This window comes from Blautia hansenii DSM 20583 (assembly GCF_002222595.2).
Taxonomy (GTDB): Bacteria; Bacillota; Clostridia; order Lachnospirales; family Lachnospiraceae; genus Blautia; species Blautia hansenii.
This window is the reverse complement of record NZ_CP022413.2, coordinates 40,773-64,982: the sequence shown is the minus strand read 5'-3', so window position 1 is coordinate 64,982 and position 24,210 is coordinate 40,773. Positions and strand designations below refer to the sequence as shown.

The following is a 24,210-nucleotide window of genomic DNA, read 5'->3' as shown; positions in this document are numbered from 1 at the left end:
CATGAATGTATTTGAAATTGTAAAAGAAAATGTTACTGCCCGACAAGCCGCAGAAGCCTATGGCTTGAAAGTGGGTCGCACAGGTATGGCGTGCTGTCCGTTTCACTCGGATATGTCCCCCAGTATGAAGCTGGATGAACGCTATTACTGTTTTGGCTGCGGAGCAACCGGAGACGCTGTTGATCTGACAGCGAAGCTATTCGGTATCGGGCTGAGGGAAGCTGCTGTCAAACTTGCTGAAGATTTTGGTCTTAACTATGACAGCCGACAAAAGCCCAGTGTCCGCCCTCGTATTCGTGAGCCGACACCGGAACAGAAGTATCAAAAAGGAGAAAATCATTGCTACAAGGTGCTGACGGATTATTTTCATCTTCTTAGAGAATGGGAAAAGAAATACGCTCCTAAACAGCCGGATGAGGAATGGAATCCTATGTTTGCAGAAGCACTGTATAAGAAGAACTATATCGAATATCTACTTGATATTCTTCTGTATGGTTCATTGGAGGAACGAAAAGCACTTGTGGCAGAACAGAGAAAGGAGGTGTTAAAACTTGAACAGCGAATTGCAGAACTGTCAGCAGACAGAACCATGCACAGTAGAAGAAATCCGAAACAGCTTAGAGCAGAGCGAGAAAGGTAAGGTTTATAATACTGCCGCAAATTATAAGCGTGTTCTGCAATATGACCCACTTTTGAAAGGGGCTATCCGAAAAAATCTTCTGACCGAAAGAATCGACATTGTGAAGCCCCTCGGTTGGTATCGTGACAGCCCGACATTGACGGATGTGGATGTGAAATATCTGCTCCTATATTTTGAAGAAAACTATGGATTGACCGTAGAGAAGAAAATCATAGACGCAGTTGCGGTTATTGCCAATGAAAATCGTTACCACCCTGTCTGTGATTTTCTCAATGCCTTGCAATGGGACGGAACAGAACGCATACGCTTCTGTCTGCACCGCTTTCTCGGTTCTGATACAGATGATTACACCTATGAAGCATTGAAGTTGTTTCTGCTGGGTGCTATCTCACGAGCTTTTAAGCCGGGGTGCAAATTTGAGGTTATGCTCTGTCTTGTGGGCGGTCAGGGAGCCGGAAAGTCCTCTTTCTTCCGTTTGCTTGCGGTCAATGATGACTGGTTCTCTGATGACTTGAAAAAGCTGGATGATGAAAATGTGTACCGCAAAATGCAGGGGCATTGGATTATTGAAATGTCGGAAATGATTGCAACCGCCAACGCTAAGAGCATTGAAGAAATCAAGTCCTTTCTGAGCCGCCAAAAGGAAACCTATAAGATACCCTATGAAACACATCCGGCAGACAGAAAAAGACAATGTGTGTTTGGAGGTTCTTCTAATACCCTTGACTTTCTTCCCCTTGACCGAACAGGCAACCGCCGCTTCGTTCCGGTTATGGTCTATCCTGAAAGGGCTGAGGTTCATATTTTGGCAGATGAACAGGCTTCCAGAGAGTATATCAATCAGATGTGGGCAGAAGCTATGGAGATTTACAGAAGTGGCAATTTCCGTCTGAGATTCAGTCCGGCTATGAACGCTTATCTGAAAGCCCACCAAAAGGACTTTATGCCGGAGGACACAAAGGCAGGACAGATTTTAGACTATTTGGAACGCTATTCCGGCAGCATAGTCTGCTCTAAGCAGCTTTACAAGGAAGCACTGGGGCATGATTATGACGAACCGAAACAATGGGAGCTGCGAGAGATCAACGACATTATGAATAACGCTGTCACAGGCTGGAGGGCGTTCAGCAATCCGAGGTATTTTCCAGAGCCTTACCGCCGACAAAAGGGCTGGGAGCGTATCAGGAATGACAACGAGCCTGACAACAGCATGGATGGTTTTCAAGAAATCCCGACAGAGGAAATGGAACAGTTAGGACTTCCGGAAGAATGGTTGAAGCAAAAATAAAAGCCCGTTGTCGCTTCGGTTGTCGAGCCGGTTGTCGGTCTGGTTGTCGGGCAAAAATCCCGAAAGCCTTGATATTGCGGCACTTTTCCCTCTCTGACAACCATGACAACCAATATTATAAAGAAAAAGGAAATAGTAAAAAGATAGTATCGCCCGATAAAGAAAAAAGGTTTTCTGATGTCCGTTGTCGGAACTTCGTTGTCAGACCTTTCCTTGTCGGGCTTTTTCATTCAAGGAGGAATATCGTATGACAAATATTGTGAACAGTACACTACCCACCCCAAATAACCATTCGGAGAAAAACAAACCGGATGGAGTTTTTGTGATTAAGCAAGGCAAAACAAATTATAAAGTCAAAGTGTTTTTTGACCATAGTAGCGGTTTGACTGCGGAGGACAGGTTGAAACGCATTATTCAGGCAGAAGCAGAGAGAGAATCTGCGTAAGTAATATGAAAAATATCCACGCACCCCCTTGACAAAAGCTTTCAGATCAATTGCTGTCTGGAACTGTGGATATTTTTCTACGTTTTCTTTAAATACCGGTTCTTCCTGTGCTGCTGTTGTTACTGGGAAGTATCCTGTCTGTGCATTCCAGTATGCCTGTGACTCTGGGGAAATCAGGAATTTTACAAATTCCCAGGTTGCTCTTGTTTTTTTAGCATCATTGTTGTTTAATGCCCATAAAGATGCACCACCAATGGAAACTCCACCCTCATCTGTGGATTTTACTTTAGGGAAGTATGCAGTACCTACTTCAAATTTTCCGTTTACATCCTGTAAAATCTGTTTTAAGGAAGCTGTAGAACCCAGTGTAATGGCTGATTTTCCCGCTGAAAAATCTGCAAGACCTGCGTCTCCGCCTTTTCCTACATTTGGTGCATAGCCTTTATCATAAAGAGATTTCCATGCGGTTAAAATATTTGCTGCTGCACCGTTTGAATCAAAGGCAACTGCTGTAGCCGCTTCTGTTCTTCCGTTTCCGTTATTTGCATATTCCAATCCCTGTTTTCCGATAAACTGCTCAAAGAACCATCCATAAATTCCTAAAGAAATTACCTGTCCTGCTCCGCCTTCATTTAAAAGCTTTTCACCAACTGCTTCAATTCCTTCCAGACTATCTGGGATTTCTGTAATGCCTGCTTTTTCAAACATTTCCTTATTATAATACATAATCGGTGTAGAAGAGTTGAAAGGCATAGAGTACAGCTGATTATCAATGGTATAATATGCAGCCAGATTTGGCTCAATCTGGGATAAATCATAACTATCTGCATCAATCATCTGCTGCATAGGAGTAATCCAGCCTGACTCAATCATAAATCTGCTTCCGATTTCGTATACCTGTACTAAATCTGCTCCCATGTTTCCAATCTGTGCGCTTTTTAATTTGTTTAAGGAGTCATCGTATTCTCCCTGATACTGAGCTTTTACAGTAATTCCATATTCGTTTTCATCGTTAAATTTCTTAACTAATGTGTCAATCGCCTGTCCGTTGACACCACCCATGGAATGCCAGAAGGAGATTTCTGTGCCGTCTACTTCAGAAGCGTCTGCCATGGAAAATTCTTCTGTACCCGCTGTCTGTTGAGTTTCCTCTGTTTTACCTTCTGTTTTATTTTCTGTTTCTGTAGTTTTGTTTCCTCCGCATCCTGCCAGAGTTCCCATCATCATTGTTCCTGCTAAAATCACTGAAATTATTTTTTTCTTCATTCTTTTTTCCTTTCTTTGTCAGCCTTTTACTGCTCCTGCGAACATTCCTCGAATAAGCTGTTTCTGCCCTACAATAAAGATAGATATTGAAGGAATAATTACCATTACCACACCTGCAATCATCAGTGTAATTGACTGAGAGTCTACACTGTCCAGCATACTGATACCAATCTGTACAGTTCTCATTTCATCTGAACCAGTTACCAGCAATGGCCACATATACATATTCCATGCATTGATAAAGGTATAAACACCCATTGCTCCAATGGCTGATTTTGTAAGAGGTATCAATATTCTTACGATAAACTTCAAGTTACTGCACCCATCCAGTTTCGCAGATTCGTACAGAGAAATTGGAAATGTGCTATAAAACTGCCGGAACAGGAAAATTCCCATTGCCGATGTCAGGTAAGGTACAATTAATACTGAATATGTATCTAACATACCCAGCTGACTTACAGTAAGATAGTTGGAGATAATCGTTGCTTCTCCCGGAACCATCATCGTAGCCATAACAATCATAAATAACACGCCTTTTCCTTTAAATTCTAAGAAGGAGAAGGCAAAGGCAGCCAGAGAGCAGGTAACAATCTGCCCCAGTGTAATACAGGCTGCCATAACAAATGAATTGATAATAAAGCGTAGTAAAGGAACACTTGTAAATGCCTGTTTGAAGTTTTCAATGGTCGGATTTTTTGGAAATAAATTCATATCCATGGTAAAGAGTTCCCCTGAAGGCATAAATGCAATACTTACCGCATACAAGAGAGGAATTAACACGATAATTGCTGTCACTATGTTAATCAATACTCTTATTCCTGTATGAATTCTTCTTTTTCGTAAAGCCTTTGTATTTATCATGGTTTTCCTCCTTTCTTTTCTATGCGGAACATTACCAGTGTAATGAGCATTACAATAAAGAATAAAATTACGGACTGTGCTGCTGCGCTTCCAAAACGATAGTTAAAGAATGCATCTCTGTAAATAGAATATACGATAACATTTGTGGTTTCGTTTGGTCCTCCTTCCGTGAGGATTTTAATCTGACCAAAGGACTGAAATGCCTGAATGATGTTTACCACTAATGTATAAAACATAATGGGAGATAATCCCGGTAAAGTCAGATGGAAAAATTGCTGTACACCGCTGGCTCCGTCTACAGAAGCTCTTTCGTAAATAGTGCTGTCAATATTTCCAAGTCCTGCTGAAAAGTACAAAAAGTTAATTCCGCTGTTCAACCACGCTGTGAGGATTGCCACACAGTACAGTGCTGTTTCCGGATTACTCAGCCAGTTGATATCAAGTCCCAAAAGCTTATTGACAATTCCCACGGAAGGGTGAAGCATCAGCTTGAAAATCAAGGCTGCAGAGCTTGACGCAATGGCCATTGGCAATGCATAGGCTGTACTGAAAAAGCGAATTCCGGGAAATGCCTTATTACACAACACTGCGGTAATCAGCCCTAAAATCATACTTCCCACAACAACAATTCCTACAAAAATTAAAGTTACTTTTAAACTGTTTAGAAAAGAGGGCGATGTCAATAATTCTTTATAGTTCTCGATTCCTACAAAGAGTTTCGCCTGCCCCATCTTATCTGTCTTATAAAAACTCAAATAAATGGTCTTAAAAAATGGATAAAACAAAAATACTGCAAAAATCAGCATACACGGCAGTAGATATCCATAAGGGGATAAACTGCCTTTTTTCTTTTTATTCATGAGTAAAATCCTCCTTATAGAACAAGTTTTCCTGTGTATCCATATCAAAAGCGTAAAGCTTTTCTGTATCGAAATAGAGATTGATATTTTCTCCTCTTTTCGTCTCATTCTCCGGATTTAAGCGTACTGCCTGATTTCTTCCCTGTGCCTGAAAGTACAAAACAACCTCTGCCCCTAAAAGTTCTCTGGCAATTACTTTTTCTTCCAGACCTACACTATTTTTCTCAAATCCTCGTCTTTTCGCTTCCTCATATTCGTAAATATCCTCCGGACGAATTCCCAGGATTACTTTTTCACCATTTTTTTGTCTCTGAAGAATTTCTCCTTTTTTCCCATCCAGATAAACTTTCTTTCCCAGCTCATTTCCTCCCAGATAGAGAAGTGTACGTCCTTCTTCAACTGCCACCCAGGCTTCAAAGAAGTTCATAGATGGTGCACCGATAAAACCGGCCACAAACAGATTTGCCGGATTATTATAAATTTCTGCCGGCGGTGCAACCTGCTGTACAAATCCGTCTTTCATTACCACAATCTTCGTTCCCAATGTCATTGCCTCTGTCTGGTCATGTGTCACATAAATAATCGTTGTTTCCATTTCTCTGTGAAGCTTTGCCAGTTCAATACGCATCTGAGTACGAAGCTTTGCATCCAGATTGGATAATGGCTCATCCATTAAAAATACTTTTGGTTTTCGGATAATTGCGCTTCCCATTGCCACTCTCTGTTTCTGTCCCCCTGAAAGTGCACTGGGCTTTCTATCCAACAAATGCTCAATCTCCAAAATTTTTGCCACTTCATGAACTCTTTTTTTAATCTCATCTTTGGGAACTTTTCTGATTTTCAGTGCATAAGCCAGATTTCCATAAACTGTCATATTGGGATAAAGAGCGTAATTCTGAAACACCATAGACATTTCTCTGTCCTTTGGTTCACAATAATTACTAAATTCCCCATCTATGTAAAGTTCTCCGTCTGAAATATCCTCAAGTCCTGCAATCATGCGAAGAGTTGTAGATTTTCCACAGCCGGATGGTCCTACTAAAATCACAAATTCTTTATCCTGTATTTCCAGATTTACATTTCTGACTGCATACTGTTGGTTTTCATATATTTTTGAAACATTTTTCAATGTGATTTCTGACATCGTGTTTCTCCTTCCTTTTTCAGCAATCTGAACGCTAGTATAAAGGAAAGCAGAAAGATGAACTATCATACTTTTGAGAAATAAACGTAAAAAAGGTGTAAAACCATTAGAAATCTAATGACTTTACACCTTTTATTTAGCCTTTTACCGCACCGGCAGCCACACCTGCCAGTATGTATTTCTGGAAGAATATGTAAATCAGTACTGTTGGTATCATAATTACAATAATTCCTGCTGCCAGCGTCTGCCAGGAACCTTCCTGTGCGTTGGCATAATCCATTAAGAAAGTAGTTAATGTCCGCAATTTGTTCTTAGGCATGTACAGATATGGAATATACATATCATTGATAATGGAAATGGATTTAATAATTACCACTGTCGCTGTTGCCGGAGCTAAAAGCGGGAAAATAATCTTTCTAAACAGCTGGAAATAGCTGCATCCATCAAGAAGCGCACTCTCATCTAAGGATACAGGCAGAGTAGAAATAAACTGTCTGTAAATGTACAACTGCATTAAATCAGATGCAACATAGATGATAATCGGTGCTCCAAGAGTATTGTATAAATTTAATCCTGTAATAATTTTAAAACGGGCAATTTCTGTTACAAAGGTAGGAATTAACATTCCAAGGAAAAACAGTGCCACAATTACCTTTTTCATTCTGAACTCAAATCGCTCTAAAATGAATGCTGTCATTGTTCCAAACATGACATTGAAAATCAAACTGATTACCAGAATAATTCCTGTATTCTTAAATCCTAATAAAAGATATTTATTGGCAAATACTTCTTTAAAGTTATCAAAAGTAATTCTGGAAAGCTCAGGAAGCAGCAATGGTGATGTATTTACCATATCTGCCTTGGTTTTCAGTGACGCAAAAAGTGTCAGCAAGATAGGCGCAAGCACAATAAATACCATCGTAATACCTACTGCCTGTTTTAAAATTTCAATTCCGATTCTTTTTGTCTTGCCTTTTCTCATTTCACCTTTTCCGCCTTTCTTCCAATATGGAGAATTTTATTCTGTATGAGATAAATCACCACAATAAGTACCATGATTGCCACCGCCATGGTGGAAGCAAGGCCAAAGTTATTAAAGGTAAATGCCGTTTTTATGGTATGTAATGTAAAGGTTGATGATGCGTATCCCGGACCTCCCGCTGTCATAACAAACGGAATATCGAATACCTGAAGGGCTCCTCGAATGTTATCAAACAACACAAAGTCAACCATTAACTGAATAGATGGCACCTGAATATAACGGAATATATGCCAGGAATTTGCCCCATCCATTGCCGCAGCTTCCATAATTTCATTTGGTACGGACTGCAATGCAGCCATGAATAAAACAGTATGATAGCCGCTGAAACGCCACAAAGATACAAATGCCAAAACAAAGTTTACAATCTTTTCATCAGAGAGCCAGTTTCTGATAAATCCTTCTAAATGAGCAAATTCTAACATGGAATTAAATGCTCCGTTTACAGGAGAAAAGAAATAAGAAAATGCATAGGCAATTGCTACTCCATTGATGATATATGGCAGAAATACAATTGTCTTATATGCCTTTGCTGCTCTCATTTTTGATGTCAGCATTACTGCCACCATCAGCTCTATGGGAATAAACAATAAATGTGCTGCGAAATAAACACCGTTATTCCTAAGAGATGTCCATAAATCTTTATTCTGAAACATGGATATATAGTTGTCAAAACCTATGAAGTCACTGGAGCTTGAATATCCATCCCAGTTTGTAAAGCTCATTCGTATTAAATCTCCCGCAGGAAATACTACAAAGCAAATCAGCAATGTCAACGGAATGATTAAGGACAACACAATAAACCGTGCTTTTTTCTTATTCAGAGTTTGCATTCTGATATCCTCCTCACTTCGTCTGCTTATTTAATTTCAAGTTTTTCTCTTGCTGCCTTCCACTTTGTATTTAACTCATTCAGCGCTTCGTCTAAATCAAAATCAGGAATTAACATCTGTGCACCTAATTTTTTATAGTCGAAAGTAGTTTCTGCAACTAATGCCTGGAAATCATCTCCACCACCGTCATACATAACGATTTCTGCTTCTGGCTGAAGTTCATCTGCCTGTGCTAAAATCGGATCTTTTTCTTTTGTAAATGTTTTACTTGCACTGTCATCCGGAATAGATTTAATATGATCCGGATACCAGTCTTCTGAGAAACAGAATTCTACAAATGCTTTTGCCAGTTCTGGATTTTCACAGTGTGAAGTTACAGAAAGGAATAAGTCACCCTGTGTAACAGTTCTAAATGGTTCAGACTCATCATCTCTTACAGGTAAGTAGAAAGTTCCTAACTCATCTGTGCTCTCTGCTGTATCCTTAAAGGATTTCAAAGCTCTTGCTCCTGCTGCAATAATAGAAGACTGTTTTGTAGCAAACAGATTATATGCCTGGTCATTACTAAGACCTAAAGGATCTTTTCCAAATACGCCTGAAGAAAACAGAGAATCAATTTTCTTAAACGCTGTATTTACATCTGTTCCTTCTGCAAAAGGTTCATCCTGACCTGCCATAGTATTCCAGTTCTGTCCGTTTCCGGAAATCAGAGAAGGCATGAATTCTGCAAATGGATAAGTTGTCCATTCATCTTTTCCACCAATAGCAAATGCCATATAATCTCCGTTGTCTTTTCCGTAATAATCCTGAAGCTTTTTGGATACTTCTTCCAGTTCTGCCCATGTATCCGGAACTTCTACACCGGCTTCTTTGAACATATCTTTCCAATAATATACATATTCACTACTCATAGTAAGAGGAATACCTAAAATCTTATCATCTACCGCATAACCGGAAGCAACTTTATTATCCTCTACTGCTTTTAAATCAGAGATATCTACCAAATACTCTTTAAATCTGGAAAGAGTAAATGTTTTATTAAACATTACATCTGGAAGCTGGTTTGCTGCCGCACGCATTTTCATAGCATTCCAGTATTCTGTATCATCTTTCAACTTTTCAAATTCTAATGTTACATCTGGATATAATTCCTGAAAACGTCCTTCAAGATCCAGACTTTCAAATAATTCCATTGTTCTGTTGTCCCACAAAGCAATTACTAATTCCCCTGATAATTCAGATTCTCCATCCTTTTTCCCACTTTCTTTGCCATCGGAACCACCACAACCTACAAGACTTGTAGCAACCATTGCCGCGCATAATAATGCTGCTAAGACTTTCTTTTTCATATTGACCTCCTCAAATATTATGATATTGAAATCATAACAGATATAGATACGTGGCACTATGACAAAAAGTAAGATTTCTTGACGTATCGTTAGATTTGCAAAATTTGTCTTTTATACACACTGGGACTTACACCGCACACCTTCTTAAACATTCTGTTAAAATGCTCTACGCTGTTGTAACCTACTCTTTCACTGATTTCATACATTTTCATATCCGTAGTACGAAGCAGTTCTCTGGCATTTTCCATTCTGATTTCTGTCAGAAAGTTACTGAACGTATTTCCGATTTCTTTTGTAAAGCAAGAACTGAAGTATTTTTCGTTTAGTCCCACATAAGCTGCTGTACTGCCCAATGTAAGCTCCGGATTTGCATAATTATCCATAATAAATCTTCGTGCTTTTTGAAATAAATCCATCTGGTTTCTATCGTATGTATTCACAATATAATCGGCTACATAACTAATGTAATTATTGGTCCATATTGCCAGACTTCCTCCATCCGCAATACGTCCTATTTTTTCATAATAATTTACTTCCCCCAGAAACAAAGACCAAATACTATCTTCATTCTCTCTCATCATAAGAGCAATAAACCATACAAGATACAGACATTCTTTCCTTGCATCCTCTTCTGCCATGTCCGTTAATTGCCTTAATAAAATACGTTTTTGCTCCTCCAGCTTTACTAAATCTCCATCCTGTAAGGCTTGAATGATATCTTCATAGAATTTCTGTCTCTCATAAGCTTTTTCAGGCAAAATTCTTCCCTTTTGTCCATAGAAATTAATACTCCCTTTGCCAACCAGATAACGCAATTTCAACTGATTTTCTGTGTCAAGCAAACAGTGACAGAAATCCTCCGAACTTCTTCCCACTCTGCTTATTCCTACTGAAACAGGCAAATTCATATAATTATTCCATACGCTTTTTAGCTGTTTGCAAAGAGAAACAATCGTTTCAGAAACAATCGGAGAAGTTCCCTCTGGCATAGGTATATATAAGAAATAAAGCCCCGGTGACAAGGAAATAAAAACACATTTATTGGCAATTCTCGGTATCTGCTGTGCAATATTTACCATTGGCTTTACAAGATATTCTTCAAAGGAGCTTTGAAATCGTACTGTATTTTCTTTAAACTCGTCGATTTCAAATGCTGCCAGCACATAATTTTCCTCAAATAGTCTTCCCTTTTTCACAGGAATTACACGCCCTAATAAAATATCCTTTAAAAAGGCTTCTTCTTCCTTTTTTCCACTGTATAAGGGCACTTCTTCTTTTTTTATTACAGGATCAATCTTTTTGATTAATTCAGTAATGCCCTTTTCGCAGATATCCTCTTTCAGAACATAATCAAATGCCCCCAGCTTAAAGGCACTGCGTACTAAGCTAAAATCATCATAGCCACTTAATGCCACAATCTGAGGCTTTTTTTCCATTTGATTAATCTGCTGCATCAACCCTATTCCATCCATAACAGGCATTTTCATATCTGTAAATACTAAATCTATCTGTTCTTTCTTTAATATTTGCAGCGCCTGCTCACCATTTTGTGCATCTCCTGCAACTTCATACCCCAACTCATTCCAATCCACAATTGTGTGTAGTGTTGCTCTGATTAAAGCATCATCATCTACAATTAATAGCTTTTTCATCTCACTTGTCCACCACTTTCTTTTTAAGCGCAATTTTCGTCTTCGTATAAGAGCCTTCTCTGCTATCTATAACGAACTTGCTATCCTCTCCATAATTTAACTTTAATCTGGTATAAACATTTCTGATTCCAATACTATAATTATCTTCCTTTTCTTCCTCGCTGAAAATCCGTTTTTTTTGTGCTTCTGAAATTCCTTTTCCATTATCTTCTACAGTTAAATAAATCCATTCCGTATCTTCATATACAGATACTTTAATTACCCCTATATCCTCTTTCTCTGTAAAAGCATGAACAATAGAATTTTCTACTAAAGGCTGCAAAATCAGTCTGGGAATTTGATAATCTAAGCATTTTTCATCCACTTCTTTTTCAAATTGAAAGCCATCAGAATAACGAATACTCATAAGGAAGATAAAACTATCAAGCATCTCCAGTTCTTCTCTAATTGTATAGGTACTCTGATTACTTCGAAAAGAACAGGACAATATTTTTATCAATGCTTCTGCCATTTTTCGAATCCCCTCAAATCTGGAAACCTGCGCCATAAATCGAATAGAACTTAAAGAATTTACCAGAAAATGTGGATTTATCTGTGACTGTAAAGCCTTCATTTCCGCCTCTTGCTTCTTTAACTGCTGTTGCTCATTCTCTTTAATCAGTATCTTTAACCGTCTCACCATTTGGTTAAAGGAATGAATCATGTTACGGATTTCTGATTGTCCCTTTGGTGTAATATGAACATCTAAGTTTCCTGTCTGTACTACTTTTAAGCCTTGGATAATATCATTAACCGGATGAATAATATTTTTCAAAAAATAATGTGAAAATATATTAAAAAGCAACATTAACGCAGCAATTATCACAAGCATAATACTTGCTGTACGCAAAAAAGCTCCTGTTATTTTTCTTGCTCGCACTACGTTCACAACACGCCACTTTGTACCTGTTACAGACCTAGCTACTGCCACATAGGATTTCCCTGTTTTCTCTTCTTTAAATTTATATTGTCCATCCTTTATTTCCCTGCCTTTAATAAGGTCTGCTTTTCCTTCCGGATCATATAAAACCTCATTTTTCTCATCTAATAAAATCGTATTTCCAAGAGAATCATCCTTTGTATCCGATTTTATGGTTTTCTCTAAATCAGATACAACGATTAACATAGCTGTTTCAATACGTCCCGACTGATCTACCCGAATGTCCGGTGAAATTGCTACTGCAATATAAAAAGGATTTTGACCATATTTCGATGATGTGATTTTTTTGTTAAAACTTCCTACAGAGACTTTGTTCTTCTCTTTCAACGCTTGTACATACCAATCTGCTCCTTTGATTTCTGCCATAGAAATAGAAAAATCTTCTTTTAAATTGGTATAATTTCCGTTTTTCATAAAAAAAGTTGCCGCTGCAATATCCTCTATGGGACACATGGCAAAATTAAAATATCTGTCTAATTCCTTTGACAACACCCTCTTTTTTTCCATATCATAAGTGTCTGTTTTCGCTGCTGCCTTTGTAATTGTACCATCATTTACATATAAAAAATGCGATAGCCTTAAAGCTGCATCTTGGATTTCATTTTCCAAATTCATACACATATTTTTCTGCACACGTTCAATATTCCGTATAGCAGAATCTTCCATCATTTGACGAATAATAAAAATTGCTGCAATAAATACAATGAGAATTGGGATTACAATTAAAACCATAAAACTGCGATAGTAAATCCCTTTTAGCCTATATTGCTTTATCTTTTTCAATGTGTTTCCCCCTCGTAAATAAATAAAATTTAAAAATCCTCCCAGGTCAGCGAACCAAACCGCTCACCGGGAGGTATTTGTAACACATTATGAAATGCGTTTTTTAATTTCTGCCACTTCCTGTTTCACCTTTTCCATGTCAGAAATTAAATAATTCACTTTAATCTGATATGCTAATTGATTGTCTGTCACTTTGTTATTTTCATCTAGCTTTTGAACTAGATTACAATAATTTTCTGCCAGTAAAGATATGTTTTTGTCCGTTACATTTTCAATATGAAGCCTTATATCCCTTGTTTCTTCTTTTAATCCTAGGATATCCTTTTTCATGTCGGTCATGTCTTTTTTCATATCAGTTATATCTTTTTTCATATCAGTTATATCTTTTGTAATGGTTTGCAATATTTCAAACATTGCATCAATCTTCGTATCGTTCATACTGTACCTCCTAATAACTATAATAATAATAATATAGATAATGGAATAAGCTTAAATGATGCGGTATACGATATTGAATAGCTTACCATTGCAGATATTTTAGCATGGAGAGATTTTAAAATCCATTGACATTGTTCCCAAAAAAGCATAGGTTACATTCTATGGATTTTTGTGTATTTTTCCGAGTAGATTTCATTGTCAAAAACGAGTATACTAAAAACAAGAAATAAAGCAAAAAAAGAAGACAGCGACTTTTCAGCCCTATCTTCCCTTGTTTTTATCTCTTATTTATCATAATTAAAAATGCTGTGATAATACTTGTCTTCCTTATCATTCAATCCAAATGGTACAATTTTTGACATTCCCATCATATAATCATGAAATTTTTCCTTAAAACTTTTTTTCTTATTTACTACGTTTGCATTTGCTTCCATAGCGATTGCCTCTTTTCCTTTTCAATTAAAATATATTTATCTTTTACAATGCGTATGATAGCACTTTCTGTTTCATTCATCAATATGTCCAATAACACTTCTCCCTTTTGACTTTTCCCACTTCAATGTAGTAATATGCTCAAAATTATTTTTTCTGTTTCAGCCCCTTTTCAGCCTTATTTTTTAGGCATTTTTCTTATTTTTTCTCTTTTGTCTTATCATACTAAAGAGCATTTTGAAATTCTATTTTCTATATTTCTCTATTTTAAGAAAAATATAGAAATTTTAGTTCTATTTTTCCCGTTACCCGCATATCTTGTACTTACTATAAAAAGGCAGGTGCTTATTCTATGTTTTCCTATACGCAGCTTATTAACCCTTCTGTCCCTTTAGCATTTGATTATATACCGACTCACCTTACAACTGCAAAAATCCCCTTTGCCCCCTCCGCCAATGAGGAACGCAAAATGCTGGATATTGACGCTGCCACAGCAGCAAAGGCTTTATTTGAACAGGCTTCCTTAGACCATATTTCTCTCGTAGGTGTTTCCGGATATCGTTCTTATCTAAGTCAAAAGCAATTATATGAAAATGCCTTAAAAAGAAATAGTACGGCTGTGGCAGCTCCGGGAACCAGCGAACACCAAAGCGGTCTTGCCCTTGACGTTTCCTGCCCTTCTTTAAACTTTGAATTAGAAGAAAGCTTCTCTGATACAAAAGAAGGAAAATGGTTAAAAGCACATGCACCCATTCATGGCTTTATCCTACGCTATCCCAAACGAAAAGAGCATATTACCGGATATCCATTTGAGCCATGGCATATTCGGTTTGTAGGCAAAACACTTTCCCTATATCTTTCTCTTACAGGACTTACTTTAGAGGAATATCACGGAATGAAGTTAACACAAACCTTTTAATTCTTCTGCGCACGTGGTATAATATCTGCACAAAGTGCAAAACAAGCTGATTGCACAAAATGCAAAGGAGCGCTATGATATGAGAGCTTTAAATCTGACATTATTGACTGATTTATATGAACTGACTATGATGCAGGGATATTTCAAAAATCCCACAGACCAAATTGTTGTTTTCGATGCCTTTTACAGGAAAAATCCCTGTGGCGGCGGATATGCCATTGCTGCTGGATTGGAGCAAATTATTGAATATGTGCGTGACCTCCATTTCTCCCCGGATGACATCGATTATTTAAAAAGCCTGAAAATTTTCGATACAGACTTTCTGGAATATTTAAGAGGCTTTCATTTCACAGGTGATATTTATGCTGTTCCCGAAGGAACGGTTGTCTTCCCAAGAGAACCTCTCTTAAAAGTAATTGCACCTGTTATGGAAGCTCAGTTAATTGAAACAGCTATTTTAAATCTGCTGAACCATCAAAGTCTGATTGCCACAAAAGCTTCCCGTGTTGTTTACGCAGCAAAAGGCGATGGCATTATGGAATTTGGACTTCGCCGTGCACAAGGACCTGATGCAGGACTCTATGGCGCAAGAGCCGCTGTTATCGGCGGCTGCATCGGTACTTCCAACGTACTTACAGGACAGATGTTCCAAGTTCCTGTAAAAGGAACTCACGCCCACAGTTGGATTATGAGTTTTCCTGACGAATACACAGCATTTAAAACCTATGCCCAGCTTTATCCAAATGCCTGTATTTTATTAGTAGATACTTATGATGTTTTAAATTCCGGTGTCCCTAATGCCATTCGTGTATTTAAAGAAATGAGAGACTCCGGTATTGATTTAAAAGGCTATGGTATTCGCATTGACAGCGGTGACTTGGCATACCTGTCCAAACAAGCTTATAAAATGTTGTCTGACGCCGGTTTTGAAGATGCTATTATTTCCGCTTCCAGCGACCTTGACGAATATTTAATTGAAAGCTTAAAAGCTCAGGGCGCAAAAATCAATTCATGGGGAGTAGGAACAAATCTGATTACCTGTAATGATAATCCGGCTTTTGGCGGTGTTTACAAATTGGCTGCTATTAAGAATAAAGATGATGCTGATTTTATACCGAAAATCAAGCTTTCCGAAAACATTGAAAAAATCACAAATCCGGGAAATAAAACTATTCAAAGAATTTATGATAAGCAAACCGGAAAAATCCGTGCTGATTTAATCTGTATGGAACACGAAGTATTTAATCCTGATGAAGATATGATTATTTTTGATCCTATTGCCACATGGAAAAAGACAAAAATTCCGGGCGGCTCATACACTTTACGAGAGCTTCTCATACCGGTATTCCTGAAAGGAGAATGTGTTTATACCTCACCTTCCGTCATGGAAATTCAGGAAATCTGCCGCAAAGAGTTAAATACTTTATGGGATGAAACAAGACGTTTTGCCAACCCACAGGAGGTTTATGTAGATTTGTCTGATGAGCTTTATCAAATAAAATCAGACCTTTTAAAAAAAGTCGGACAGGCTTCTATTGAATAAGAAAAAATTTATTAAAAATTCAGCCATAAGCAACCGCTCACGTCAACGCACCGCTCTATGGCTGAATTTTATCTATCTTATTTTTACTATTGTTCCATCTGTCTCCCCAGAAATCCTGCTGCTGCCTGTGCCAATTTTGGTTCTGTATCCGTAAACTTACGACCACCCTCTTTTTCCAAAATAATCACTGCACCAACTGCATCTCCCGCACAGGTAATTGTCCATACTACCTGAGACGCATATTCCATTTTGTCTCCCTCGATAATTCTGATAAATTCTTTTTGCTCTGCGGCACAAATATTTTTTCTATCTGAAATCTGTTCTTCCAGTTCTCTACTAATGGTTTTCTGCTCATATTCTCTCCATCCGTTTCCTGCCGCTGCAATAATCTGATCCTTATCTGCGATACATGCAATACAGCCTGCTGCCTGTGCCAACGCTTCTGTATATTCTTTCGCAAACATATTCAGCTCACCGATAGGAGAATATTTCTTCAAAATAATCTGTCCCTCTCTGTCCGTAAAGATTTCCATTGGGTCACTTTCTCTTATTCTTAAAGTTCTTCTGATTTCCTTTGGAATTACTACTCGGCCTAAATCATCAATTCTTCTTACAATTCCTGTCGCTTTCATAAAAAAATTCCTCCATCTGTTAAAATTTCCATTTCTGGAAATAGTATCTGTACAGGAAGGAATTTTTATACATTTACTCATCAAATCATGTCAATCGTATCAATCTTTTGGCACGTTTTGATACGATTTTGACTTGATTAACACTTTACAATATTCCCATTCTGTCCTAAAATACCCCATAGAATACAAAATTTTAACCCTATTACCAGAAAGGACGTTTTTTCTATGACTTCCAAACTTTTATTTTTTGATATAGACGGTACACTGATTACAGAAGGTCCCGGAGTTATGCCTGAAAGCACAAAGCTTGCCTTAAAAAAGGCCCGTGACAACGGACATCTTCTCTTTATCAATACCGGAAGAACAAGAACCAGTCTCCCTGAAAAAATAACCGATTTGAATTTTGATGGCTATATCTGCGGCTGCGGCATCAATATTTTTCTTCATGATAAGGAACTTTTCTCTCAAAAACTTACCAATACATTTTGTAAGGAGCTTATATATAAACTGCGTGAACATAAAGTTTCTGTACTTTACGAAGCATCTCATGCTGTTTATTTTGATTATACTCTTGCAAATGCCGAAAAATGGATTGATGCTGCGGAAAAACTTTTCCAAATTAAAGGAGAAAATATTGAAGACATTTTGCACAGTGATACCCTCACTTATGATAAAATCCTCGCAATGCTTCCTCCTACACCGGAAAACGAGGAATTAAAATCTTACTTATCTCAATACTTCCAGTGCATTGACCGCTCTAATAATATGTATGAAATCATTCAAAAAGGCTACTCAAAAGCAAGCGGAATTGACTTTCTTTGCGAACATCTTGGAAAATCTAAAGAAGATTGTTATGTCTTCGGTGACAGTGAAAATGACAGAGCAATGTTAGAAGCTGTTCCAAACAGCATCGCTATGGGAAATGCTTCACAGCCTATTAAAGACGTTTGCTCTTATGTTACTGCTTCGGTTGAAGAAGACGGCATTTATAAAGCTATGGAACATTTTGGACTGATTTAACTTTTTGTTTCATATAACGCAATCTCCTACAAACCAAAAGCAGATAAAATTTCATCCACAAAAGGATTTTATTTTATCTGCTTTATCCACATTCTTTTCTCTTTTTACACATCTTATGCCGGCATAGGCATTACAAAGAAATACATCACAATAAAATGACAAACGCTTCCTCCCATTACAAAGAGATGAAAAATCTCATGAGAACCAAAATTTTTATGGTGGGAATTAAAAATAGGAAGCTTCAGCGCATAAATAATTCCTCCTACTGTATAAATAATTCCTCCTGCCAAAAGCCATCCAAACCCTGCCGGCGAGAGGGAATGTACAATCGGAACAAAAGCAAATACGCACAGCCAGCCCATTCCAATATAAATTACAGAAGAAAACCACTTGGGGCATGTAATCCAGCATGCTTTTACAATAATTCCGATAATTGCCGTAATCCACACAGCGGCACACAGCAGCAATCCTGTTTTTCCTTTCAAAACAATCAGACAAACCGGTGTATAACTCCCTGCGATTAAAATAAAAATCATCATGTGGTCCAGCTTGCGAAGTCTGCGGTTTACCTTTTCTGTTGAATTTACCGTATGATAAATCGTACTTGCCGCATATAGTAAAATCATACTCAATATAAAAATACTCATCGCAATAATATGGATATAATCCGGCTCTCTTGCCGCTTTCCAAAGCAGCGGCAGAGCAGCTAAAATCGCCATAATACATCCAATAAAATGGGTAATTGCACTTCCGGGGTCTTTAATTTTCAGTTTCATGTCAGTCACTCCTTTGCTTTTATAAAGATAGTATATGATACTTTTTTCTTTCGAATGCTCTTTTATGGTTTTATTTATCTTTATAAATAGTTTTCAATACTACTTATTGATATTTATTATACTACACCTTATTTTTTTAAAAATCAAGGAAAAGATTAACTTTTTTATTTTTGCTAATACTATGAAAAGAACTTTTAATTCTGGCATCATCATAAAAAACAATTTCAAAAATATACTTGACTTTTTTGGTTAAGTATATTATATTAAAACAGTAATCATTATTATTATTGTTTTAACACTGGTTTTACCAGATTTCATAGTAAAATTATTTAAATGAAAAGGAGATTATTATTATGAAAAAATTTGTATGTAGTGTATGTGGTTATGTTCATGAAGGCGATGCAGCTCCTGAAAAATGTCCGGTTTGCGGCGTTGGCGCTGAAAAATTTGTAGAACAGTCTGAAGAAAAAAGCTGGGCTGCTGAACATGTTGTAGGCGTTGCAAAAGGCGTTAGCGAAGATATTGCCGCTGATTTAAGAGCAAACTTCGAAGGTGAATGTTCCGAAGTTGGTATGTACTTAGCTATGGCTAGAGTTGCTCACAGAGAAGGATATCCTGAAATCGGTTTATACTGGGAAAAAGCTGCTTGGGAAGAAGCTGAACACGCTGCTAAATTCGCTGAATTATTAGGTGAAGTTGTTACTGACAGCACAAAGAAAAACCTGGAAATGCGTGTTGAAGCTGAAAACGGCGCTACTGCCGGTAAATTTGACTTAGCAAAACGTGCTAAAGCTGCTAACCTTGACGCTATCCATGACACAGTTCATGAAATGGCCAGAGACGAAGCTCGTCACGGTAAATCTTTCGAAGGTCTCTTAAAGAGATACTTCGGTTAATCTATAATATAAATCCTCCGCTGACAAAAGGTTGTTGGATTAAGCATATTCTTTTTAGAAAAAGACTTAATTCAGCAGCCTTTTTCTATTTTTCATAAATTTCTTTTTTATACTTGACTATTTTAATCCAATATGATAGTATAATATCAATAACAATTACTATTATTTAATTCGTCAGTTGTTTTTCTGGCAGAAAGGAGAATATATGGCTACTTTGAAATACAGCCGACAAAGAGAATGTATTCGGGAATATGTTCAAAAATGTAAGGAACACCCTACTGCAGACCAAGTGTATGCTGAAATTAAACGTGAATTTCCAAATATCAGTCTGGGAACTGTATATCGTAATCTGTCACTTTTAGTGGAGCTCGGTGAAATTGCAAAGATTTCTACCGGAAACAGCCCTGACCGCTTTGACTGCAATACGAAACCGCACAGTCATTTTATCTGCACACATTGCCATTGTATACAGGATGTGGAAAACAATGAGTTCGACTGTATGGTAAAGAAAGTTGCTGCTAATATTGATGGAAGAATAACGGACCAGACTACTACTTTTTATGGATTATGCAATGACTGTTTAAATGAAAAAGAATTATTAAAAAGTAGTTGACAAATATAGTCAAGTATGTTAAATTAAAATAGTAATCATTACTGTTATTACTTTAAAAAAACCTGGCAATGCCAGATTTCATAGCAAAAATTATTTAAATGAAAAGGAGATTATTATTATGAAAAAATTTGTATGTAGTGTATGTGGTTATGTTCATGAAGGCGATGCAGCTCCTGAAAAATGTCCAGTTTGTGGCGTAGGCGCTGAAAAATTTGTAGAACAGTCTGAAGAAAGAAGCTGGGCTGCTGAACACGTTGTAGGTGTTGCTCAGGGCGTTAGCGAAGACATCTTAGCTGATTTAAGAGCAAACTTCGAAGGTGAATGTTCTGAAGTTGGTATGTACTTAGCTATGGCTAGAGTTGCTCACAGAGAAGGATATCCTGAAATCGGTTTATACTGGGAAAAAGCTGCTTGGGAAGAAGCTGAACACGCTGCTAAATTCGCTGAATTATTAGGTGAAGTTGTTACTGACAGCACAAAGAAAAACCTGGAAATGCGTGTTGAAGCTGAAAACGGCGCTACTGCCGGTAAATTTGACTTAGCAAAACGTGCTAAAGCTGCTAACCTTGACGCTATCCATGACACAGTTCATGAAATGGCTAGAGACGAAGCTCGTCACGGTAAAGCTTTTGAAGGTCTCTTAAAGAGATACTTTGGTTAATCTATAATGTAAATCCTCCGCATAGCAAGAGGCAGTCGTTGAAATTCAACGGCTGCCCTTTTTTGTTAATGTCTTTCTTTAAAATGACAAAATGCTCCCAGCATTCCTGCTTGATTTTTATTTTTAGCAAATTCCAGACAGGTATATCTAGCTACAGAAGGCAAAAGATATTTATCCAGACTTATCCTTATCCTGTCTTTCAAATATTCTTTTTGAGCCATAATCCCTCCACCCAATACCACGACTTCGGGATTTACTACATAGCAAATGTTGGCAATTCCCATCCCCAGCACGTCACACATTTCCTCAATGGCACGAACACAATCCATATCACCCTTCTTTGCATGTTCAAACACATATTTTCCGTCAATACTTTCCGGTGATATACTTTTATATTCTGCTGTCTTTTTTACAAGAATACTGCTGGCGCCCATATCCTGAAACTCTCCGCCCGGAAGGTGCATATACCCTACTTCACATCCGCTTCCGGAAAATCCGTGAAACACCTTTCCGTCTATAAGAATTGCACCGCCTATTCCCGTTCCTATGGTTAAGCAAACACTGATTTTACTTCCCTTTGAAGCTCCATTAAAATTTTCTGCTAATCCTGCACAATTTACGTCATTTTCCACTTCACACGGTAAATGAAATCGTTCTTCCAAAATTTTCTTAATTTCTGTTCCTGTATAATCAGGAATTAACGGAGCTGCATAAGTAATTTTACCATTTTCACAGTCTACCATGCCTGCTGTTGACACACAAATCCCTTCCGGTTCATATTCCTGTAAAAATTTCTCCACAATCGCTTCCGCTTTTCTCATAATTCCCGGACCACCGTATTTCATGGCTTCTGTAGGCATTTCTCCGGTAACAAGAAAAATCCCGTCTTCTTTAATTATACCGTATTTTATGGAAGTCCCGCCAATATCAATACATATATATGTCTTCATAATGCCAGCTCCTTTTCTTCCCTATTATCTATATCTTCTACAGATATTTTTCTTTAACAGCATTTACCATATCTGCTGCCTCTTTTGCAATCATTTTATCTGCTTCCTGTAAATTCTCCAAAGGAAGACGAACGCCGCCCAAGTCCAGATTTTCATTAATACGAAGAATTTCTTTTGCAACTGCATACATATTTGCATGACTGGAACACATCTTGTAAATAATCTCATTAATATCATACTGGAGTTCTGTTGCCTTTTCGCATTCACCTGCTGCAATCATATCATTTAATTTCAAGAATAACTCAGGCATTACACCATAAGTTCCTCCAATACCTCCATCTGCTCCAATAGCTCGTCCTGCTACAAACTGTTCATCCGGTCCGTTAAATACTACAAACTCTCCTTTTGCCTCTTTTCCCGTTGCCTTAAACATCTGAATATCCTGTGTAGGCATAGAAGAATTTTTTACAGCCACTATCCTAGGATTTTTCATCATTTCAGCAAACAAACTCATAGTAAGAGCCGTTCCTGCTAACTGAGGAATATTATAAATAATAAAATCTGTATTTGGCGCTGCTTCGCTGATTGCATTCCAGTATGCCGCAATTGAATACTCCGGCAAACGGAAATAAATTGGAGGAATGGAAGCAATAGCATCAACACCTACACTTTCAGAATGTTTTGCCAATTCTACGCTGTCCTTTGTATTGTTACATGCAACATGATTGATAACTGTCAGTTTCCCTTTTGCAACTGCCATTACATTTTCAATAATAATTTTACGTTCTTCTACACCCTGATAAATACATTCTCCTGAAGAACCGTTTACATAAACTCCCTTTACACCTTTGTCAATAAAATGCTGTGTCAATGCACGAACTCTTTCAGGACTTACATTACCTTCTTCGTCATAACAAGCATAAAATGCCGGAATAATTCCTTTATATTTTTCTAAATTTGCCATTTTATTTTCCTCCTTAAAATTTCACTTTAAATTTCTGCTTTTTTCATTTCTTCTGTAAAAGACTTTGTAATTAATTGGGGACGGGTAATAATAGAACCAACTACAACGCTATAACAGCCCAATTCTACTACATGCCTTGCTTTTTCAGGGGTATTGATATTTCCCTCCGCAATTACACAATGTTTTACATTTTTTAAAATTGTACGAATAATCTCAAAATCATTCTCTTCAATTTTATCTTCCTTACTATGCTCTGTATAACCTACAAGAGTTGTTCCGATAAAATCAAATCCGAGCTCATCCGCATGCAACGCTTCTTCCACAGTAGAACAGTCTGCCATCAATAATTGATCCGGATATTTTTTGCGAATATCATGATAAAATTCATCTAATGTCAATCCACCCGGTCTTAATTCAATGGTAGCATCAACAGCGATAATTTCCGGTTTCACTTCCATCAGTTCGTCTACTTCTTTCATAGTAGGTGTAATATAAACTTTACTGTCATCATAATCACGTTTCACAATTCCAATTACCGGAAGGTCTACATTCTTTTTAATTTCCAGAATATCTTCTTTCGTATTGGCGCGAATTCCTTTTGCTCCTCCTTCTTCTGCTGCTTTTGCCATTCTTCCCATAATAAAAGAGGAATGCAGCGGTTCATGAGGTAATGCCTGGCAAGATACAATTAAATGTCCTTTAAGCTGCTCCAACTTTTGTTTCATAATTTTCTCCTTTTCAGTACTCAATTTTGACTCAATCTTCCACTGCTACTTTAATCACACATTTTTTTAATCTGCGATCATCACCTGCCGCTGCACTGGGAAGATGAGGTTCTTGTGCCATACATACAATAAATCTTCCCGGTCCCATAATCATCCGCGCACTTTTTTCTGCTGTACAGCTTCCGAAATCTCTTTCTTCTGAAAACGGTTCTTTTTCCGTAAATTCACCAAGACCGATAAGAATTAGTTCTGTACCTTCAACGTCAATCTGAATATCCATATATTTTTTATGAATTTCAAAACTTAATTCTTCCTCATCTTTTGCCTGTACCTCCATAACATTGGCAAATACTTTATCATCCAGAATTTCTGTTTTTCCCAGTGGAAGACTCTTTAAATCTGTTTTTTCCAGAAAATCAATGGCGGTGTCCAGATTAGAAGAAATTCCACGATAACGTGATATGTTTTTTATTTCGTCGTATATCATTTTTGTCTCTCCTGT

The 24,210-nt window shown here is 37.5% G+C and carries 25 protein-coding genes; 8 read left to right on the top strand and 17 right to left on the bottom strand.

All coding sequences use genetic code 11. The features are described from left to right. The first annotated feature begins 1 nt into the window (after position 1). Both CGC63_RS00335 and CGC63_RS00330 read left to right on the top strand, forming a co-directional pair. Positions 2-640: a CHC2 zinc finger domain-containing protein gene (locus CGC63_RS00335; RefSeq protein WP_003021647.1), complete on the top strand. Its 639-nt coding sequence runs from the start codon at positions 2-4 to the stop codon at positions 638-640. Then, entirely contained in the window at positions 552-1,928 is a 1,377-nt protein-coding gene (locus CGC63_RS00330) for a virulence-associated E family protein (RefSeq protein ID WP_044930255.1), read from the top strand. Before CGC63_RS00335 ends, CGC63_RS00330 begins: the two co-directional genes overlap by 89 nt. Before the next feature lie 271 nt (positions 1,929-2,199). On the opposite strand, the gene CGC63_RS00315 is transcribed toward CGC63_RS00330, so the two are convergent. From CGC63_RS00315 to CGC63_RS00265, 11 genes are all read right to left on the bottom strand, one after another. Further along, positions 2,200-3,639: an ABC transporter substrate-binding protein gene (locus CGC63_RS00315; RefSeq protein WP_003021656.1), complete on the bottom strand. Its 1,440-nt coding sequence runs from the start codon at positions 3,637-3,639 to the stop codon at positions 2,200-2,202. Between the two features lie 18 nt (positions 3,640-3,657). Continuing rightward, positions 3,658-4,500: a carbohydrate ABC transporter permease gene (locus tag CGC63_RS00310; RefSeq protein ID WP_003021658.1), complete on the bottom strand. Its 843-nt coding sequence runs from the start codon at positions 4,498-4,500 to the stop codon at positions 3,658-3,660. After that, complete coding sequence (locus tag CGC63_RS00305; RefSeq protein ID WP_003021661.1) at positions 4,497-5,360, bottom strand: carbohydrate ABC transporter permease; 864 nt, start codon at positions 5,358-5,360, stop codon at positions 4,497-4,499. Before CGC63_RS00305 ends, CGC63_RS00310 begins: the two co-directional genes overlap by 4 nt. Further along, positions 5,353-6,504 (bottom strand): ABC transporter ATP-binding protein, encoded by a 1,152-nt coding sequence (locus CGC63_RS00300; protein ID WP_040351176.1) that lies wholly within the window; start codon positions 6,502-6,504, stop codon positions 5,353-5,355. The genes CGC63_RS00305 and CGC63_RS00300 overlap by 8 nt, the downstream gene beginning before the upstream one ends. Positions 6,505-6,640: 136 nt before the next feature. Next, positions 6,641-7,423, bottom strand: coding sequence for a carbohydrate ABC transporter permease (locus CGC63_RS00295; RefSeq protein WP_412693778.1), 783 nt, complete (start codon positions 7,421-7,423; stop codon positions 6,641-6,643). Positions 7,424-7,482: 59 nt separating this feature from the next. Continuing rightward, positions 7,483-8,376 (bottom strand): carbohydrate ABC transporter permease, encoded by an 894-nt coding sequence (locus CGC63_RS00290; protein ID WP_003021670.1) that lies wholly within the window; start codon positions 8,374-8,376, stop codon positions 7,483-7,485. A gap of 26 nt (positions 8,377-8,402) precedes the next feature. Beyond that, positions 8,403-9,725: an ABC transporter substrate-binding protein gene (locus CGC63_RS00285; RefSeq protein WP_003021674.1), complete on the bottom strand. Its 1,323-nt coding sequence runs from the start codon at positions 9,723-9,725 to the stop codon at positions 8,403-8,405. A gap of 89 nt (positions 9,726-9,814) precedes the next feature. Beyond that, on the bottom strand, positions 9,815-11,377 hold the full coding sequence (locus CGC63_RS00280; RefSeq protein ID WP_003021677.1) for a response regulator transcription factor: 1,563 nt from the start codon (positions 11,375-11,377) through the stop codon (positions 9,815-9,817). Position 11,378: 1 nt separating this feature from the next. Continuing rightward, entirely contained in the window at positions 11,379-13,139 is a 1,761-nt protein-coding gene (locus CGC63_RS00275) for a sensor histidine kinase (protein ID WP_040351177.1), read from the bottom strand. Positions 13,140-13,226: 87 nt separating this feature from the next. After that, positions 13,227-13,577, bottom strand: a complete 351-nt coding sequence (locus CGC63_RS00270) for a hypothetical protein (protein ID WP_003021683.1) — start codon at positions 13,575-13,577, stop codon at positions 13,227-13,229. Positions 13,578-13,861: 284 nt separating this feature from the next. After that, positions 13,862-14,011 (bottom strand): hypothetical protein, encoded by a 150-nt coding sequence (locus CGC63_RS00265; RefSeq protein WP_003021687.1) that lies wholly within the window; start codon positions 14,009-14,011, stop codon positions 13,862-13,864. A gap of 467 nt (positions 14,012-14,478) precedes the next feature. Here CGC63_RS00265 and CGC63_RS00260 point away from each other — a divergent pair, with 467 nt between their 5' ends. Together CGC63_RS00260 and CGC63_RS00255 are read left to right on the top strand one after the other, a co-directional pair. After that, positions 14,479-14,928: a M15 family metallopeptidase gene (locus tag CGC63_RS00260; RefSeq protein ID WP_242970501.1), complete on the top strand. Its 450-nt coding sequence runs from the start codon at positions 14,479-14,481 to the stop codon at positions 14,926-14,928. A 79-nt stretch (positions 14,929-15,007) separates the two neighbouring features. Continuing rightward, positions 15,008-16,471 carry a nicotinate phosphoribosyltransferase gene (locus CGC63_RS00255; RefSeq protein ID WP_009247657.1) on the top strand — a complete coding sequence of 488 codons (1,464 nt, stop codon included), beginning with the start codon at positions 15,008-15,010 and terminating at the stop codon, positions 16,469-16,471. 86 nt (positions 16,472-16,557) lie between these two features. Here the strand turns inward: CGC63_RS00255 and spoVT are convergent, their stop codons facing one another. After that, positions 16,558-17,103 carry a stage V sporulation protein T gene (spoVT, locus tag CGC63_RS00250; RefSeq protein ID WP_003021695.1) on the bottom strand — a complete coding sequence of 182 codons (546 nt, stop codon included), beginning with the start codon at positions 17,101-17,103 and terminating at the stop codon, positions 16,558-16,560. 225 nt (positions 17,104-17,328) lie between these two features. Here spoVT and CGC63_RS00245 point away from each other — a divergent pair, with 225 nt between their 5' ends. After that, positions 17,329-18,123 (top strand): Cof-type HAD-IIB family hydrolase, encoded by a 795-nt coding sequence (locus CGC63_RS00245; protein WP_003021696.1) that lies wholly within the window; start codon positions 17,329-17,331, stop codon positions 18,121-18,123. 113 nt (positions 18,124-18,236) lie between these two features. On the opposite strand, the gene trhA is transcribed toward CGC63_RS00245, so the two are convergent. After that, positions 18,237-18,899, bottom strand: a complete 663-nt coding sequence (trhA, locus tag CGC63_RS00240) for a PAQR family membrane homeostasis protein TrhA (RefSeq protein WP_003021703.1) — start codon at positions 18,897-18,899, stop codon at positions 18,237-18,239. A gap of 353 nt (positions 18,900-19,252) precedes the next feature. Here trhA and CGC63_RS00235 point away from each other — a divergent pair, with 353 nt between their 5' ends. From CGC63_RS00235 to CGC63_RS00225, 3 genes are all read left to right on the top strand, one after another. Beyond that, complete coding sequence (locus tag CGC63_RS00235) at positions 19,253-19,795, top strand: NADH peroxidase (RefSeq protein ID WP_003021709.1); 543 nt, start codon at positions 19,253-19,255, stop codon at positions 19,793-19,795. 205 nt (positions 19,796-20,000) lie between these two features. Then, on the top strand, positions 20,001-20,408 hold the full coding sequence (locus CGC63_RS00230; RefSeq protein WP_003021711.1) for a Fur family transcriptional regulator: 408 nt from the start codon (positions 20,001-20,003) through the stop codon (positions 20,406-20,408). A 118-nt stretch (positions 20,409-20,526) separates the two neighbouring features. After that, entirely contained in the window at positions 20,527-21,069 is a 543-nt protein-coding gene (locus tag CGC63_RS00225; protein ID WP_003021715.1) for an NADH peroxidase, read from the top strand. A gap of 65 nt (positions 21,070-21,134) precedes the next feature. On the opposite strand, the gene CGC63_RS00220 is transcribed toward CGC63_RS00225, so the two are convergent. From CGC63_RS00220 to CGC63_RS00205, 4 genes are read right to left on the bottom strand one after another with little or no spacing between them, the layout of a single operon-like run. Then, positions 21,135-22,019, bottom strand: a complete 885-nt coding sequence (locus tag CGC63_RS00220) for an ROK family protein (RefSeq protein ID WP_003021717.1) — start codon at positions 22,017-22,019, stop codon at positions 21,135-21,137. Positions 22,020-22,056: 37 nt separating this feature from the next. Then, positions 22,057-22,983 (bottom strand): dihydrodipicolinate synthase family protein, encoded by a 927-nt coding sequence (locus tag CGC63_RS00215; RefSeq protein WP_003021720.1) that lies wholly within the window; start codon positions 22,981-22,983, stop codon positions 22,057-22,059. Between the two features lie 26 nt (positions 22,984-23,009). Further along, the gene (locus CGC63_RS00210) at positions 23,010-23,708 is read right to left on the bottom strand and encodes an N-acetylmannosamine-6-phosphate 2-epimerase (protein WP_003021723.1); all 699 of its coding nucleotides are present in this window, start codon (positions 23,706-23,708) and stop codon (positions 23,010-23,012) included. Positions 23,709-23,739: 31 nt separating this feature from the next. Then, the gene (locus tag CGC63_RS00205; protein WP_040351178.1) at positions 23,740-24,195 is read right to left on the bottom strand and encodes a NanQ anomerase/TabA/YiaL family protein; all 456 of its coding nucleotides are present in this window, start codon (positions 24,193-24,195) and stop codon (positions 23,740-23,742) included. Positions 24,196-24,210: the final 15 nt, after the last annotated feature.

Bases quoted from the DNA above. Each gene is read 5' to 3' on its own strand.
- CGC63_RS00335 (WP_003021647.1), top strand. From the start codon at position 2: ATGAATGTATTTGAAATTGTAAAAGAAAATGTTACTGCCCGACAAGCC.
- CGC63_RS00315 (WP_003021656.1), bottom strand. From the start codon at position 3,639: ATGAAGAAAAAAATAATTTCAGTGATTTTAGCAGGAACAATGATGATG.
- CGC63_RS00310 (WP_003021658.1), bottom strand. From the start codon at position 4,500: ATGATAAATACAAAGGCTTTACGAAAAAGAAGAATTCATACAGGAATA.
- CGC63_RS00305 (WP_003021661.1), bottom strand. From the start codon at position 5,360: ATGAATAAAAAGAAAAAAGGCAGTTTATCCCCTTATGGATATCTACTG.
- CGC63_RS00300 (WP_040351176.1), bottom strand. From the start codon at position 6,504: ATGTCAGAAATCACATTGAAAAATGTTTCAAAAATATATGAAAACCAA.
- CGC63_RS00295 (WP_412693778.1), bottom strand. From the start codon at position 7,423: ATGGTATTTATTGTGCTTGCGCCTATCTTGCTGACACTTTTTGCGTCA.
- CGC63_RS00290 (WP_003021670.1), bottom strand. From the start codon at position 8,376: ATGCAAACTCTGAATAAGAAAAAAGCACGGTTTATTGTGTTGTCCTTA.
- CGC63_RS00285 (WP_003021674.1), bottom strand. From the start codon at position 9,725: ATGAAAAAGAAAGTCTTAGCAGCATTATTATGCGCGGCAATGGTTGCT.
- CGC63_RS00280 (WP_003021677.1), bottom strand. From the start codon at position 11,377: ATGAAAAAGCTATTAATTGTAGATGATGATGCTTTAATCAGAGCAACA.
- CGC63_RS00270 (WP_003021683.1), bottom strand. From the start codon at position 13,577: ATGAACGATACGAAGATTGATGCAATGTTTGAAATATTGCAAACCATT.
- CGC63_RS00265 (WP_003021687.1), bottom strand. From the start codon at position 14,011: ATGGAAGCAAATGCAAACGTAGTAAATAAGAAAAAAAGTTTTAAGGAA.
- CGC63_RS00260 (WP_242970501.1), top strand. From the start codon at position 14,479: ATGCTGGATATTGACGCTGCCACAGCAGCAAAGGCTTTATTTGAACAG.
- CGC63_RS00255 (WP_009247657.1), top strand. From the start codon at position 15,008: ATGAGAGCTTTAAATCTGACATTATTGACTGATTTATATGAACTGACT.
- spoVT (WP_003021695.1), bottom strand. From the start codon at position 17,103: ATGAAAGCGACAGGAATTGTAAGAAGAATTGATGATTTAGGCCGAGTA.
- CGC63_RS00245 (WP_003021696.1), top strand. From the start codon at position 17,329: ATGACTTCCAAACTTTTATTTTTTGATATAGACGGTACACTGATTACA.
- trhA (WP_003021703.1), bottom strand. From the start codon at position 18,899: ATGAAACTGAAAATTAAAGACCCCGGAAGTGCAATTACCCATTTTATT.
- CGC63_RS00235 (WP_003021709.1), top strand. From the start codon at position 19,253: ATGAAAAAATTTGTATGTAGTGTATGTGGTTATGTTCATGAAGGCGAT.
- CGC63_RS00230 (WP_003021711.1), top strand. From the start codon at position 20,001: ATGGCTACTTTGAAATACAGCCGACAAAGAGAATGTATTCGGGAATAT.
- CGC63_RS00225 (WP_003021715.1), top strand. From the start codon at position 20,527: ATGAAAAAATTTGTATGTAGTGTATGTGGTTATGTTCATGAAGGCGAT.
- CGC63_RS00220 (WP_003021717.1), bottom strand. From the start codon at position 22,019: ATGAAGACATATATATGTATTGATATTGGCGGGACTTCCATAAAATAC.
- CGC63_RS00215 (WP_003021720.1), bottom strand. From the start codon at position 22,983: ATGGCAAATTTAGAAAAATATAAAGGAATTATTCCGGCATTTTATGCT.
- CGC63_RS00210 (WP_003021723.1), bottom strand. From the start codon at position 23,708: ATGAAACAAAAGTTGGAGCAGCTTAAAGGACATTTAATTGTATCTTGC.
- CGC63_RS00205 (WP_040351178.1), bottom strand. From the start codon at position 24,195: ATGATATACGACGAAATAAAAAACATATCACGTTATCGTGGAATTTCT.